This window comes from Streptomyces sp. CA-142005 (genome assembly GCF_050942335.1).
In the GTDB taxonomy this organism is placed as follows: Bacteria; Actinomycetota; Actinomycetes; order Streptomycetales; family Streptomycetaceae; genus Streptomyces.
Window position 1 is genome coordinate 7,336,104 of the sequence record NZ_CP192078.1, and the last position, 14,834, is coordinate 7,350,937.

Below are 14,834 nucleotides of genomic sequence, written 5' to 3' on the forward strand. Positions count from 1 at the left end.
ACCGCAGGCGTCCTCGGCGGCAGGAATCTTCCATCTCCCCGCTCCGGCTGGAGGCCCCGGACCCGTCCCTCCACGCTGACTCGTGGTCGGACTCGATGCCCTCACCCCAGGGGATCGGGTCGGCGCGTCGACAACGGTGGAGAGGAACCCCGATGACTGCTGAGCATGTGCTTGCGCCGACTCCCGCGACGGCGTACCGATGGCGGTGGCCGGCGCTCACCGCCCTGCTGCTCGGTGAGGCGATGAACCTGTGGGACACGACCATCGTGCAGGTCGCCGCACCGGCGATCCACGCCGATCTGGGCGGATCGGTGTCCGGCATCCAGTGGTTCACGACCGCCTACACCCTGCCGTTCGCGGTGCTGCTGATCACCGGTGGCCGGCTGGGCGACATCGCCGGCCGACGACGGCTGTTCGTCGTCGGCGTCACGGGATTCATGCTCGCGTCCACCGCCTGCGCCCTGGCACCCACGGTGGGACTGCTGATCGCCTTCCGTGCGGTGCAGGGAGCGGCGGCGGCCGTGATCATTCCCCAGACCATCGGTCTCATCAAAGCCATGTTCTCCGGTGACGAGATGTCCAAGGCCCTGGGCAGCATCGGCCCGGTGATGGGCCTGGCGGCCGTCTGCGGTCCGGTGCTCGGCGGTGTCCTGACGCATGCCGACCTGTTCGGCTCGTCGTGGCGCGCGACATTCCTGGTCAACGTGCCCGTCTCCCTGGTCGTGCTGGCCCTGGCCCCCAAACTGCTGGAGAACCGCGCTCCCCAGCGGCCCGCTCTCGATCTCACCGGCACGCTCCTGGCCGCGATCGGAGTCGGGCTCGTCGTCTACCCCCTCGTCGGTGCCGACATCGCCGCGATGTCCGCGTGGAGCCGGGGTGCCGTCGTGGCCGGTCCGCTCGTGATGGTCGTGTTCGCGCTGCACCAGCGCCGCGTCGCCGCCGCCGGCCGGAGCCCGGTGGTGGAGCCGAGCCTGTTCGCGCACCGGGGTTTCCCGGCCGCGCTGGTGACGTCGGCATCGTTCTTCGCGGTGACCAACGGCCTGATGACGGTCGTCGTGCTGCAGCTCCAGCTGGGGCTCGGCACCGATGTGCTCGACGCGGGGCTGACCCTCGCGCCCTGGTCGGTGGGCCTGGCCGTGGCCTCCTGGGTGGCCGGCGCCCATCTGGTCCGGCGCCACGGGCACCGCGTGATGTCCCTGGGCCTCGCCGTACTCCTGCTCGGAGCACTGGCCGCCATCGCCGTCTACCACGAGGCGGACCCCACGTCCTACCCCGAGCCGCTGCTGATCGCGCTGGGCGTGGCGGGTCTGGGAGTCGGGCTCTTCAGCCCGGCCTTCTTCACCATCGCCCTGAAGCCGCTGCGGCCGCAGGAGACCGGGTCGGCCGCCGGCCTGCTGAACGCCGTGCAGCAGTTGGGCGCCACGCTCGGGGTCGCCGTCCTGGGCAGCGTCTACCTCGACAGCGCGGAGCCCGGCGGCCCATCGGCCGCGCTGCACGCGGTCCAGGCCGCCTTCTGGGTTGCCGTCGCGCTGGTGGTGGTCAGCTTCGTCACCAGCAGGTCGATGCTCGCCAAGGACGCCCCGGACAAGGCCGGGGCACAGCGCTGATCGAGCCACGCTCCCGAGCGGTCCCTGCGGCGGCCTCGCGCTCGCCGCACCGGCGTGCGCGAGCACTCCACCGCTTCACAGCCGCACGCGCGAAGCCGGAACAGCCCGTCGGATACGGGCGAGGTCGGTGAGCACCGGGCTCGCCGCCTTGACGTTCCGCAGCACCGGGCTGGTCTCCAGGGTATGGATCGCGTCGAGGGAGCCGAGCCGCCGGGTGAGGTAACGGTGCAGGTCGGCGGGGTCGCTGCACAGCGCCTGGGCCACCAGGTTGGTGGGGCCCGTGGTCGCGGCGACGAAGGCGAGTTCGTCATGGCCCGCCAGGGCCGTCGCCACGTGATCCAGGTGCGCGGGGCTCACCGACATCCACAGAAGTGCCCTGGTGTTGGCGCCGAACAGCCCGGTGTCGACCTCCACGTCGAAGAAGAGGGCGCCGCCCGCCCGCAGATCGGCCAGGCGGCGCGCGACGGTGACGGGGGACCAGCCGGTCGCCTGGGCGAGTTCCGCGTGACTGGCACGCCCGTCCTTCTGCAGTGCGACCAGCAAATCGGCGTCCGCGTCGGTCAGTTGACGCGGCACGGGGACATGTCCGGTGCCGGTGGCCTCGTTCGACCGCAGCATGCGCTGCTGCTCCTCGTCGAGGGTGTTCGCGCTCCGGCGCCAGTTCGTGGGACCTCCGAGGTACATGTGCAGCAGGCAGTGGGCGGACACGGCCGTGACCGTGTTGGTGCGCGGGATGTCGCGCAGCAGCAGGGAGCTGCCGGCGGCGCCGTTCGGGGCGTGGATGATCGCGACGATGTCGGTGCCGCCGGAGGTGAGTTTGACCCACGACGTGTCCGGCCGACGGGCCAGGGCGTGCGCGAGGTCCTCTGCGGAGCCCGCCGCGGCGGTCATTCTGACGAGCCACTGTGTCCGACCGGCTCGGTGGGGGTCCGCGAGCCCGACGACACGCAGCGACGCCTCCTCCCGCAGCCGTCGGTAGCGGCGGGCGATCGTCTGGGACGACACGCCGAGTGCGGCAGCGATCCGGCTGAACGGCGCGCGGCCGGCCACGTGCAGCGCGTGGATCAGGGCACGGTCCAGGTCGTCGAGCATGCACCCATCCTTCAGTGGGGGCCGGCCCCGGGCACAGGTGCCGCCGCCCCCTCCCGCCGTCACATGGCGCGGGTCGGTCGGGGTGCGGCGGCGTTCCCTCGGCAACCGGTCAGATGTCCCGGAAGATCTCGATCTGCGCCCCGATGGAGTTCAGCCGCTCGGCGAGGTCCTCGTAACCCCGGTTGATGACATACACGTTGCGCAGCACGGACGTGCCCTCGGCCGCCATCATCGCCAGCAGGACGACCACGGCGGGGCGCAGGGCCGGCGGGCACATCATCTCGGCGGCGCGCCAGCGGGTGGGGCCCTCGACCAGGACCCGGTGCGGGTCGAGGAGCTGGAGGCGGCCGCCGAGGCGGTTGAGGTCCGTGAGGTAGATCGCGCGGTTGTCGTAGACCCAGTCGTGGATCAGCGTCTTGCCCTGCGCGGCGGCCGCGATCGCCGCGAAGAACGGGACGTTGTCGATGTTCAGGCCCGGGAAGGGCATGGGGTGGATCTTGTCGATCGGGGCTTCGAGCTTGGAGGGGCGGACCGTCAGGTCGATCAGGCGGGTGCGGCCGTTGTCCGCGAAGTACTCGGGCGACCGGTCGTGGTCGAGGCCCATCTCCTCCAGGACCGCCAGCTCGATCTCCAGGAACTCGATGGGGACCCGGCGCACCGTCAGTTCCGACTCCGTGACGACGGCGGCGGCCAGCAGGCTCATCGCCTCGACCGGGTCCTCGGAGGGGGAGTAGTCCACGTCGACGTCGATGTTCGGCACGCCGTGCACGGTCAGCGTGGTGGTGCCGATGCCCTCGACCTTGACGCCCAGGGCCTCCAGGAAGAAGCACAGGTCCTGGACCATGTAGTTGGAGGAGGCGTTGCGGATGACGGTCACGCCGTCGTGCCGGGCGGCGGCCAGCAGCGCGTTCTCGGTCACGGTGTCGCCGCGCTCGGTCAGCACGATCGGACGGTCGGGGCGGACCGTGCGGTCGACCTGCGCGTGGTACTGGCCCTCGGTGGCCGCGATGTCCAGGCCGAACCGGCGCAGCGCGATCATGTGCGGCTCGATGGTCCGGGTGCCGAGGTCGCAGCCGCCGGCGTACGGCAGTTTGAAGTGGTCCATGCGGTGCAGCAGCGGGCCGAAGAACATGATGATCGAGCGGGTGCGCACGGCGGCCTCCGCGTCGATCGCCGCCATCTCCAGCTCGCCCGGTGGCACCAGTTCCAGGTCGACGCCGTCGTTGATCCAGCGGGTGCGCACGCCGATGGAGTTGAGGACCTCCAGCAGGCGGTACACCTCCTCGATCCGCGCGACGCGGCGCAGCACCGTGCGTCCCTTGTTGAGCAGCGAGGCGCACAGCAGCGCCACGCAGGCGTTCTTGCTCGTCTTGACGTCGATGGCGCCGGACAGACGGCGACCGCCGACCACGCGCAGATGCATCGGGCCCGCGTACCCCAGCGACACGATCTCGCTGTCCAGGGCTTCTCCTATGCGGGCGATCATCTCAAGGCTGATGTTCTGGTTCCCGCGCTCGATGCGGTTGACCGCGCTCTGACTGGTGCCGAGCGCCTCCGCGAGCTGCGTTTGTGTCCAGCCTCGGTGTTGCCGGGCGTCACGGATGAGCTTGCCGATGCGTACGAGGTAGTCGTCTGCCATGTGGTTGAGGTTATCTCAGATATGAGATGGCGCCCGCCGAGGGGTCCATTCGGGTGACGGCGCGTCAGTGGCCTGCGGAGACGCGGTGCTACGCCCCATTCATGGTGAGTGCCCGGTATCTCCCCTACCCTCCATGCAGGGGGCGAATCCAGCGTGTGGCCCCGTCGCCTCATATCGCGCCACCGGCCCGGCGGGGTGTCCGGGCATGACCATCCGGCCCCCATGTACTAGTGTTATCTCGACATCGAGATATCTGCCAGGTGCACCGCAGCCGCCACCCACTAAGGGTTACCTAACTTAGCCTTACCTTAGCGGATCGGCCAGACCGGCGTGGCGGCAGGATTGACGGTGGTACGCGCACATCAATGAAGGAGACTGTCGTGTCGGCGAACAGCTTCGACGCCCGCAGCACGCTGCAGGTGGGCGACGAGTCGTACGAGATCTTCCGGCTGGACAAGGTGGAGGGCTCGGCCCGCCTGCCGTACAGCCTCAAGGTCCTGCTGGAGAACCTGCTCCGCACGGAGGACGGCGCGAACATCACCGCCGACCACATCCGCGCCCTCGGCAACTGGGACTCCCAGGCCCAGCCCAGCCAGGAGATCCAGTTCACGCCGGCCCGCGTGATCATGCAGGACTTCACCGGCGTGCCCTGTGTCGTGGACCTCGCGACCATGCGTGAGGCCGTGAAGGAGCTCGGCGGCGACCCCGCCAAGATCAACCCGCTGGCGCCGGCCGAGCTGGTCATCGACCACTCCGTCATCGCCGACAAGTTCGGCACCAACGACGCCTTCAAGCAGAACGTCGAGCTGGAGTACGGCCGCAACAAGGAGCGCTACCAGTTCCTGCGCTGGGGCCAGACCGCCTTCGACGAGTTCAAGGTCGTCCCGCCCGGCACCGGCATCGTCCACCAGGTGAACATCGAGCACCTGGCCCGTGTCGTGATGGTCCGCGACGGCAAGGCCTACCCGGACACCCTGGTCGGCACCGACTCGCACACCACGATGGTCAACGGCCTCGGCGTCCTCGGCTGGGGCGTCGGCGGCATCGAGGCCGAGGCCGCCATGCTCGGCCAGCCGGTCTCCATGCTCATCCCGCGCGTCGTCGGCTTCAAGCTGACCGGTGAGCTGCCCACCGGCACCACCGCCACCGACCTCGTGCTCACCATCACCGAGATGCTGCGCAAGCACGGCGTGGTCGGCAAGTTCGTGGAGTTCTACGGCGAGGGTGTCGCCGCCACCTCCCTCGCGAACCGCGCCACCATCGGCAACATGTCCCCGGAGTTCGGCTCCACCGCCGCGATCTTCCCGATCGACGACGAGACCCTGAACTACCTGCGCCTGACCGGCCGCTCCGAGCAGCAGGTCGCGCTGGTCGAGGCCTACGCCAAGCAGCAGGGCCTCTGGCTGGACCCGAAGGCCGAGCCGGACTTCTCCGAGAAGCTCGAGCTGGACCTGTCCACGGTCGTCCCGTCCATCGCCGGCCCGAAGCGCCCGCAGGACCGCATCGTCCTCGCGAACGCCGCCGAGCAGTTCAAGCTGGACGTCCGCAACTACGTGGACGACATCGACGAGGCGGGCAAGGAGTCCTTCCCGGCCTCCGACGCCCCGGCCGTCCACCCCAACGGCTTCCCGTCCAACCCGGTCCCGGTCACCGCCCCCGACGGCACGACCTACGAGCTGGACCACGGTGCGGTGACGGTCGCGGCCATCACCTCCTGCACCAACACCTCCAACCCGTACGTCATGATCGGCGCCGCCCTGGTCGCCAAGAAGGCGGTCGAGAAGGGCCTGACCCGCAAGCCCTGGGTCAAGTCCACCCTCGCCCCGGGTTCGAAGGTCGTCACCGACTACTTCGAGAAGGCCGGCCTCACCCCGTACCTGGACAAGCTGGGCTTCAACCTCGTCGGTTACGGCTGCACCACCTGCATCGGCAACTCCGGCCCGCTGCCGGAGGAGGTCTCCAAGGCCGTCAACGACCACGACCTCGCGGTCACCTCGGTCCTGTCCGGCAACCGGAACTTCGAGGGCCGGATCAACCCCGACGTCAAGATGAACTACCTGGCGTCCCCGCCGCTGGTCGTCGCGTACGCCATCGCGGGCTCCATGAAGGTGGACATCACCCGTGACGCCCTGGGCACCGACCAGGACGGCAACCCGGTCTACCTGAAGGACATCTGGCCGACCGAGGCCGAGGTCAACGACGTCGTCGCGAGCGCCATCGGCGAGGACATGTTCTCCAAGTCCTACCAGGACGTCTTCGCCGGCGACGCCCAGTGGCAGTCGCTCCCGGTCCCGACCGGCAACACCTTCGAGTGGGACCCGCAGTCCACCTACGTCCGCAAGCCCCCGTACTTCGAGGGCATGGGCATGGAGCCGGCCCCGGTCGAGGACATCGCCGGCGCCCGCGTGCTCGCCAAGCTCGGCGACTCGGTCACCACCGACCACATCTCCCCGGCCGGTGCCATCAAGGCCGACACCCCGGCCGGTCAGTACCTCACGGAGCACGGCGTCGAGCGCCGCGACTTCAACAGCTACGGCTCCCGCCGCGGCAACCACGAGGTCATGATCCGCGGTACGTTCGCCAACATCCGCCTGCGCAACCAGATCGCGCCGGGCACCGAGGGCGGCTACACCCGCGACTTCACCCAGGACGGCGGTCCGGTGTCGTTCATCTACGACGCCTCCCGCAACTACATCGAGCAGGGCATCCCGCTGGTCGTCCTGGCCGGCAAGGAGTACGGCTCCGGTTCGTCCCGCGACTGGGCCGCCAAGGGCACCGCGCTGCTCGGCGTCAAGGCCGTCATCGCCGAGTCGTACGAGCGCATCCACCGCTCGAACCTCATCGGCATGGGCGTCCTGCCGCTGCAGTTCCCGGAGGGCGCCTCCGCCGCCTCCCTCGGCCTGACCGGTGAGGAGACCTTCTCCATCTCCGGCGTGACCGAGCTGAACGACGGCACCACGCCGCGCACGGTCAAGGTCACCACCGACACCGGTGTCGAGTTCGACGCGGTCGTCCGCATCGACACCCCCGGTGAGGCCGACTACTACCGCAACGGCGGCATCATGCAGTACGTGCTGCGCAACCTGATCCGCAAGTAAGCGGACCCGGCACAGCGGTTCAGGGCCGCATCCCCGGCACCGGGGGTGCGGCCCTTCGCCGTCCGTCCCCGGACCGGCACAGCGTTCTCACCGCCACCCTCGTCAGCGTGTGCGCCGCGCTCACACTGACCACCGACCTCGCTCAACGCGCCCATCCCATGGGCGAGTCGGACGGACGACTGACCGAGGCCCGCCGAGCACGGACCGACCGGCCCAGCCGACCTCGCCTTCCTCGGCACCGGAGGCCACCCGTCGGGGCCGCCCGGTTCGACTCCGGCGGGCTCACCTCGGCCGCCGCGGTCGTCGGCCGGAACAAGGGCCCTCGCCCGCTCAGCGCGCCGCTCTCGGCGGCGTCCCCGGCGACGGCGCGGCCCGCACCCGCACGGTCCCGGGACTCGGCATCTACCGCGTCACCGTCCTCGACGGGAGCGGCATCCGCGTTCTGGCCGGCCTGTGCGTGGACGGCGTACGGCACACGCTCGACGGACCGGTCCGCTGGGCCGGGACGAGGGCTCTTGCCCGCTCAGCGCGCCGGTCTCGGCGGCGTTCCCGGCGACGGCGCGGCCCGCACCCGCACGGTCCCGGGACTCGGCATCTACCGCGTCACCGTCCTCGACGGGAGCGGCATCCGCGTTCTGGCCGGCCTGTGCGTGGACGGCGTACGGCACACGCTCGACGGACCGGTCCGCTGGGCCGGGACGAGGGCTCTTGCCCGCTCAGCGCGCCGGTCTCGGCGGCGTTCCCGGCGACGGCGCGGCCCGCACCTGCACGGTCCCGGGACTCGGCGCCTGCCGCGTCACCGTCCTCGGCGCGAGCGGCATCCGCGTTCTGGCCGGCCTGTGCGTGGACGGCGTACGGCACACGCTCGGCGGACCGGTCCGCGTCGATGCCGCGGCCATGACCCCGCCCGGCCGCGCCCTACGGCAGCGCCTGCTCCGCCCAGATCACCTTGCCCTGAGGGCTGTACCGGACGCCCCAGCGCTCGGTCATCTGCGACACCAGGAACAGTCCCCGGCCGCCCTCGTCGGTGGTCGCCGCGTAGCGCAGATGCGGCGAGGTGTTGCTTCCGTCGGCCACCTCGCAGATCAGGGTGCGGTCACGGATCAGCCGCACCCGGATCGGGGCGCCGCCGTAGCGGATGGCGTTGGTGATCAGCTCGCTGAGCACGAGTTCCGTGGCGAAGCCCAGCTCGGCCAGGCCCCACTCGTCCAGTTTCGCGGAGACGGCCAGGCGCATGTCCGACACGGCCGCCGGATCGGCGGGCACGTCCCACTCGGCGACCTGGCCGGGCGTCAGCGTATGGGTGCGCGCGACGAGCAGCGCGACGTCGTCCGTGGGCCGCCCGGGCAGCAGCTCGTCCAGCACCGCCTGGCAGCTGGCGTCCGGTGTCCGGCCGGGATGGCCGGCCAGCGCCTGCCCCAGCAGCTCCATGCCGACGTCCAGGTCCCGGGCGCGGTCCTCGATGAGACCGTCGGTGTACAGCACGAGCTCGGTGCCCTCGGCCAGCTCGAACTCCGCCGTTTGGAACGGCATGCCCCCGATGCCGAGCGGAGGCCCGGCCGGCACGTCGGCGAAGGTGACGCTGCCGTCGGGGTGGACCAGTGCCGGCGCCAGGTGCCCCGCCCGCGCCATGGTGCAGCGGCGCGTCACCGGGTCGTAGATCGCGTACAGACACGTGGCACCCGCGATCTCCCCGGCCGCCTCCGCGTCGGCCTCGTCCTGGTCGATGCGGCCGACCAGGTCGTCCAGGTGGCCCAGCAGCTCGTCGGGCGGCAGGTCGAGGGTGGAGAAGTTGTGGACCGCGGTGCGCAGCCGTCCCATGGTGGCGGCCGCGTGCAGGCCGTGGCCGACCACGTCACCGACGACGAGCGCCACCCGGCTGCCCGGCAGCGGGATCACGTCGAACCAGTCCCCGCTCACCCCCGACTGCGCGGGCAGATAGCGGTATCCGACGTCGAGGGCGCTCTGCTCGGGCAGAGCCCGCGGCAGCAGGCTGCGCTGCAGGGTGACCGCCAGCGCGTGCTCACGGGCGTAGCGGCGGGCGTTGTCGATGCTCACGGCGGCGCGCGCCACCAGCTCCTCCGCCAGCGACAGGTCCTCCTGGTCGAAGGGGTCCCGCTTGGCCCGGTAGAAGTTCGCCATGCCCAGCACGACACCGCGGGCCCGGATCGGGGCGACGATGAGGGACTGGATGCCGTAGTCGAGGATCTCCCTGGTGCGCTGCGGATCCTGGGCCTGCCAGTCGTCGGCGGTGGACAGGTCGGTCACCAGCTCCGAGCGGCCGCTGCCGTACCCCCGGGCCTGGGGTGTGAACGGCAGGAAGTCGATCAGCCGGTCCTTCTCGTAGAGCGGGTGGTCGTCCCGGACGCCGTGGACGGCGATGCGCCGCATGTCCGTGGCGGTGGCGGCCGGCTCCTCGCCGTGCAGCACGGCGTCGGCCAGGTCCACGGTGACGTAGTCGGCGAAGCGCGGCACGGCGACCCGCGCCAGCTCGCTCCCGGTGCGCTCCACGTCCAGGGTGGTGCCCACGCCCAGACCGGCGTCGTACAGCAGTTTGAGCCGCTCCTTGGCGACCTCCGCCCGTCCGGACAGCGCCTGCAGCTCGGTGGTGTCGCGGAGGGTCACCACGGTGCCGCTGGGGCATCCGGCCCGGTCGGTGGGCCGGATGTTGACCGCCAGCAGCCGGTCCCCGGCGAACAGCACCTCGTCGGTGGCCTCGCGCCCGGACAGTAGGAGGTCCACGAAGTCGGGATCGAGGCCCGCGAGCCCGGCCACGTGTGCTCCCTCGGCCTCGGCGGGCAGCTCCAGCAGCCGTCTGGCCTCGTCGTTGATCAGCAGCAGCCGCCCGTCGGCGCCGACGATGAGCACTCCCTCCCGCACCGAGTGCAGCACCGTGTCGTGGTGCTCGTACATGCGGGTCATCTCGTCCGGGGCCAGGCTGTGGGTCTGCCGTCGCAGCCGCCTGCCCACCAGTGCCGTGCCCCCGGTCGACACCACCAGCGCCGCGGCCCCGGCGGCCAGGATGAGCGGCAGCTGCCGGTTGACCTCGTGGGTGACGTTCTTGACCTTCATCCCGGCGGAGACGAGAGCGACCACCTTGCCGTGGGTGTCGTCGATCGGCACGGTCGCCTGTTCCTCGTGGCCCAGCGGGCCGTGCACGCTCTCCGTGTAGACCTTGCCGGCCAGCGACGGGCCGATCCGGCCCACGAACCGCTTTCCGATCTTGCTGGGAATCGGGTGGGTGTAACGGATGCCGTGGGTGTCCATGACGACGATGAAGTCGACACCGGCGGACTTGCGCCCCGCCTCGGTGAGCGGCTGCAGGATCTTGGACGGGTTGGGCTTACTCAGCGCCTGCAGGACGCCGGGGGAGTGCGCGAAGGTCTGGGCGACGGCGATGGACCGCCGCCGGGCCTCGGTGCCGGTGTCCCGTTCCGACTGCAGGACCAGGGCGAGTACGGCGCTGAGCACGAGTGCCGCGACCAGCGCCACCTGCAGGACGAAGACCTGCCCGGCGACGCTCCTCGGGCTTTTGCCGATCACAGACCGCCAGGAGTGACGCCTGAGTCGGTCACTGATGTCCGACATGCGGCCTTTGTAGCACCGGGTTCACCCCGTGGCTATGCCTCGTCCACGAGCTGGACGTCCGCTCCGTCCCGATCGACGTGCATCGTCCCTGGTTGCGAGCGTGAGGGCGGGGCCGGAGATCAGTTCGAGAATCCGGCGCGCGCGCCGCGAACCGCTCTGGGCGGACCCGGTGTTCAGGTCCACCGGGTCCGCGAGCCGGGCGGGTGAGGGGAGTGCGGGAAACCCGCCCGGATGGTGCTGGCCTGTGAGGCGCGCTGAGCGCGCGACAACGTTGTCTATGGTCTGTACATGACTCTACCGCCTCAACCGACAACGATGTCAACCCACTTGGGGTAGCCCGTCCGGGTGGTCCCCGGCGTGTGCCTACCGGGGCGTACGCGGTCTTCCGTGGTACCGCTGGGCCGCGTTAGTGTCCCTGCGGCTTGTGCGACCTGTGGTGCGCGACCCGTCCGTAAGGAGGAGGGGCCGCGTCATGCGTTTCCGCCCCGTGTCCCTGTTTCTCGCCGCGCTTCTCACCACCGGCGCCGTCACCCCCGCCCTCGCGGCGACCACCGCACCTCCCGGCCTCGTCGAGGATCCCACCGCGTACGTCGGCCCCCTGATCGGCACCCGGAACGGCGGCGATGTCTTCCCGGGCGCCGTCGTGCCCTTCGGCATGCTCTCCTGGAGCCCCGAGAACACCGGAGGGGACGCCACCAGAACCGCCGCCCCCGGCGGCTACCAGTACGACGCCACCCGCATCCGGGGCTTCAGCCTCACCCACATGTCCGGCACCGGCTGCGCCGGCGGCAGCGGCGACATCCCCTTCTTCCCCTACACCGGCGAGGTCACCTCCTCCCCGGCGAGCGACACCAGGGACGCCGTCTACGCCTCCGACTTCGCCCACGCCGACGAGACCGCCGAGCCCGGCCACTACAAGGTCGGCCTCGCCTCCGGGGTCACCGCCGACCTCACCGCCACCGCACGCACCGGCTCGGCCCGCTTCACCTTCCCGGCCGGCAAGCCGGCCTCACTGCTGGTGCGCACCGCCAACTCCGAGCTCGGCTCGCAGGACTCCACCGTCACCATCGACCCCGGGAGCCGGACGATCTCCGGTTCCGTCACCTCCGGCGACTTCTGCGGCTACCTCGATCCGGAAGGACAGCGCGCCTACTACACCCTGTACTTCACCGCCCGCTTCGACCGCGCCTTCCGGAGCACGGGCACCTGGCAGGACGACAAGCTGAACCCCGGCTCCCGCACCGCCTCCGGCGGCACCGGCGGCTTCACGCACGGCGGGCGGCCCGTCGCGGGCAAGGGCGCCGGCGGATACGTCGAGTTCGCGCCCGGCACCGGACCGGTGAACGTCAAGGTCGGCATCTCCTACGTCGGCCGTGAGGCCGCCGAGGCCAACCTCGCCGCCGAGAACCCGCCCGGCCGCTCCTTCGCCGCGGTCGAGGGCGCGGCCCGCCGGGCCTGGCGCGAGCGGCTCGGCGCGATCCGCGTCGGCGGCGGCACGGACGCCGACCGCACCACCTTCTACACCGCGCTGTACCACGCGCTGCTGCACCCCAACGTCATCAGCGACGCCGACGGCCGGTACCGCGGCAGCGACGGTGAGGTGCACCCGGTGGCCCACGGCCATCGGGCCCAGTACGGCACCTTCTCCGGCTGGGACGTCTACCGCGACCAGGTGCAGCTGCTCACCCTGCTCGACCCGCGCACCGGCTCCGACATCGCCCAGTCGCTGTACGAGCTGGCCCGGCAGAACGGCGGCACCTGGGACCGCTGGCTGCACGGCGCGAGCGGCACCCATGTCATGAACGGCGACCCTTCGCCGACCGCCCTGGCCGGCATCCGCGCCTTCGGCGGCACCGGCTTCGACCTGCGCGGCGCGCTGCACTCGCTGGCCCGGGCGGCCACCGTCCCGACCGCGCAGGACCTGTCCGCGGCGGGCAGACCGGTGCTGTCCGTCGGCCAGCGCCCCTCGCTGGACAGGTACCTCGACCTGCACTACATGCCGAGCGTCTCCAACGCCTGGGGCGGCGCCGCCGAGACCCTGGAGATGTCCACGGCGGACTTCTCGATCTCCCAGCTCGCCGCCGCGGCAGGGGAGAAGGACACCTCCGCCGCCTTCCAGCGCCGGGCCCAGTGGTGGCAGAACACCTTCGACATCGCCGCCGACCCTCCCCCAGTCTCGAATCCGCTCGACCGGGGGGACCCCCATGGCGGCTACATCGCCAACCGCAAGGCCGACGGCAGCTGGGTCACCGGCTTCGCCCCGGACACCGGCAACGGCTTCGTGGAGGGCACGGCCGCCCAGTACACCTGGATGGTCCCGCACGACCCGGCGGGCCTGTTCGCCGCGCTCGGCGGCCGGAACAGGGCGCTCGCCCGGCTCGACGACTTCTTCCACGACACCGACGGCGGCTGGGCCCTCACCGGCCACGGCGGCACCAAGTCCGAGCTGGACAACGAGCCGTCGATCAACGTCCCCTACCTGTACGACTACGCGGGCGCCCCGTACAAGGCACAGGAGACCGTACGGGCCGCCATGCGGCAGCTGTGGTCGACCGCGCCCGGCGGCATCCCGGGCAACGACGACCTCGGCGCGATGTCGGCGTGGTACGTCTTCTCGGCCCTCGGCATGTATCCACAGGTGCCCTCCCGTGCCGAACTGGTCCTCGCCTCACCGCTGTTCGAACGCGTGGAGATCGGCAGGCCGCAGGGCAACGACATCTCCATCCGCGCGACCGGAGCGGCGCCCGACGCGCCGTACGTCCAGTCCCTGAAGGTCGACGGCCGCAGCAGCGACCGCCCGTGGCTGCCCGCGTCCTTCGTCCGGGACGGCGGAACCCTGGACTACACCCTCTCCCGCACCCCGAACCGGACCTGGGGCAGTGACCCGGTCTCCGCCCCGCCGTCCTTCCGCGAGGGCGAGCAGCCGTACCAGATCGGCGTCGGCCCCACCGCCGCCACGCTCGCCCCCGGTGACAGCGCGAAGACCGTCGTCCGCGCGCTGTCCCTGAACGGCGGCACCGGTCCCGAGGTGCGCTTCCGGGTGGACACCCCGGCCGGCGTCACGGCCGCGCCCGCCGAGGGCACGGTCACCGACGGCGTCCAGGTGATCACCCTCACCGCCGCGAAGGACGCCGCACAGGGCTTCGCCGACGTCAAGATCACGGTGACCTCGGGCGACATCTCCTACCGGCAGCCGGTCGCCCTCACCGTGGCCGCGCCCGGCACCCTCCTCGCCGCCTACGACAACACCGGCATCTCCGACGACACGGGCGACCACGACGAGGCCGACTACGACGGCGGCGGCTGGAGCTACTCCCGCCAGGCCCTCGCGGCGGCCGGCCTGACGGCGGGCGGGCAGGGCACGGTCGACGGCCTCGCCTTCACCTGGCCGGGCTCACCGGACGGCCGCCCGGACAACGCCTCGGGATCCGGCCGGACCATCCAACTCGACACCCCGGCAAGCAAGTTGTCCTTCATCGGGAGCGCGGTCAACGGCAACCAGCAGACCAGGGCGACCGTCACCTACACCGACGGCACCACCGACACCGTCGACCTCTCCTTCACCGACTGGACCGTCGGCGGCGGAGGCGGCGGCGTCCAGTACGGCAACGAGGTCGTCGCCAGGACCCCGTACCGCAATGTCGCGGGCGCCGACAAGGACCCGGTGGCGACCTACGTCTTCGCCACCCGGCCCTTCACCGCGCCGGACGGGAGGACCATCGCGAGCGTGCGGCTCCCGCAGAACGGCGACCTGCACGTGTTCACCCTGGCCACCGGCTGACCGACCGCACGACAAGGGGGCGGACCCGA

The 14,834-nt window shown here is 71.3% G+C and carries 6 protein-coding genes; 3 read left to right on the forward strand and 3 right to left on the reverse strand.

Going from position 1 to position 14,834, the window contains the following annotated elements; translation table 11 throughout:
- Positions 1-152: 152 nt before the first annotated feature.
- Positions 153-1,607: an MFS transporter gene (locus ACQPXS_RS34175; protein WP_433453247.1), complete on the forward strand. Its 1,455-nt coding sequence runs from the start codon at positions 153-155 to the stop codon at positions 1,605-1,607.
- A gap of 75 nt (positions 1,608-1,682) precedes the next feature.
- On the opposite strand, the gene ACQPXS_RS34180 is transcribed toward ACQPXS_RS34175, so the two are convergent.
- Together ACQPXS_RS34180 and ACQPXS_RS34185 are read right to left on the reverse strand one after the other, a co-directional pair.
- Positions 1,683-2,699, reverse strand: a complete 1,017-nt coding sequence (locus ACQPXS_RS34180; protein WP_433453248.1) for an Lrp/AsnC family transcriptional regulator — start codon at positions 2,697-2,699, stop codon at positions 1,683-1,685.
- Positions 2,700-2,808: 109 nt separating this feature from the next.
- Entirely contained in the window at positions 2,809-4,338 is a 1,530-nt protein-coding gene (locus ACQPXS_RS34185; RefSeq protein ID WP_433453250.1) for a helix-turn-helix domain-containing protein, read from the reverse strand.
- 380 nt (positions 4,339-4,718) lie between these two features.
- Here ACQPXS_RS34185 and acnA point away from each other — a divergent pair, with 380 nt between their 5' ends.
- Positions 4,719-7,436 (forward strand): aconitate hydratase AcnA, encoded by a 2,718-nt coding sequence (gene acnA / locus ACQPXS_RS34190; protein ID WP_351806209.1) that lies wholly within the window; start codon positions 4,719-4,721, stop codon positions 7,434-7,436.
- Between the two features lie 918 nt (positions 7,437-8,354).
- Here the strand turns inward: acnA and ACQPXS_RS34195 are convergent.
- Positions 8,355-11,024, reverse strand: coding sequence for a SpoIIE family protein phosphatase (locus ACQPXS_RS34195; protein WP_433453251.1), 2,670 nt, complete (start codon positions 11,022-11,024; stop codon positions 8,355-8,357).
- A gap of 472 nt (positions 11,025-11,496) precedes the next feature.
- Between ACQPXS_RS34195 and ACQPXS_RS34200 the strand changes: the two genes are divergently transcribed.
- The gene (locus ACQPXS_RS34200; protein WP_433453252.1) at positions 11,497-14,805 is read left to right on the forward strand and encodes a GH92 family glycosyl hydrolase; all 3,309 of its coding nucleotides are present in this window, start codon (positions 11,497-11,499) and stop codon (positions 14,803-14,805) included.
- Positions 14,806-14,834: the final 29 nt, after the last annotated feature.

Bases quoted from the DNA above. Each gene is read 5' to 3' on its own strand.
- ACQPXS_RS34200 (WP_433453252.1), top strand. From the start codon at position 11,497: ATGCGTTTCCGCCCCGTGTCCCTGTTTCTCGCCGCGCTTCTCACCACC.
- ACQPXS_RS34185 (WP_433453250.1), bottom strand. From the start codon at position 4,338: ATGGCAGACGACTACCTCGTACGCATCGGCAAGCTCATCCGTGACGCC.
- ACQPXS_RS34175 (WP_433453247.1), top strand. From the start codon at position 153: ATGACTGCTGAGCATGTGCTTGCGCCGACTCCCGCGACGGCGTACCGA.
- ACQPXS_RS34195 (WP_433453251.1), bottom strand. From the start codon at position 11,024: ATGTCGGACATCAGTGACCGACTCAGGCGTCACTCCTGGCGGTCTGTG.
- ACQPXS_RS34180 (WP_433453248.1), bottom strand. From the start codon at position 2,699: ATGCTCGACGACCTGGACCGTGCCCTGATCCACGCGCTGCACGTGGCC.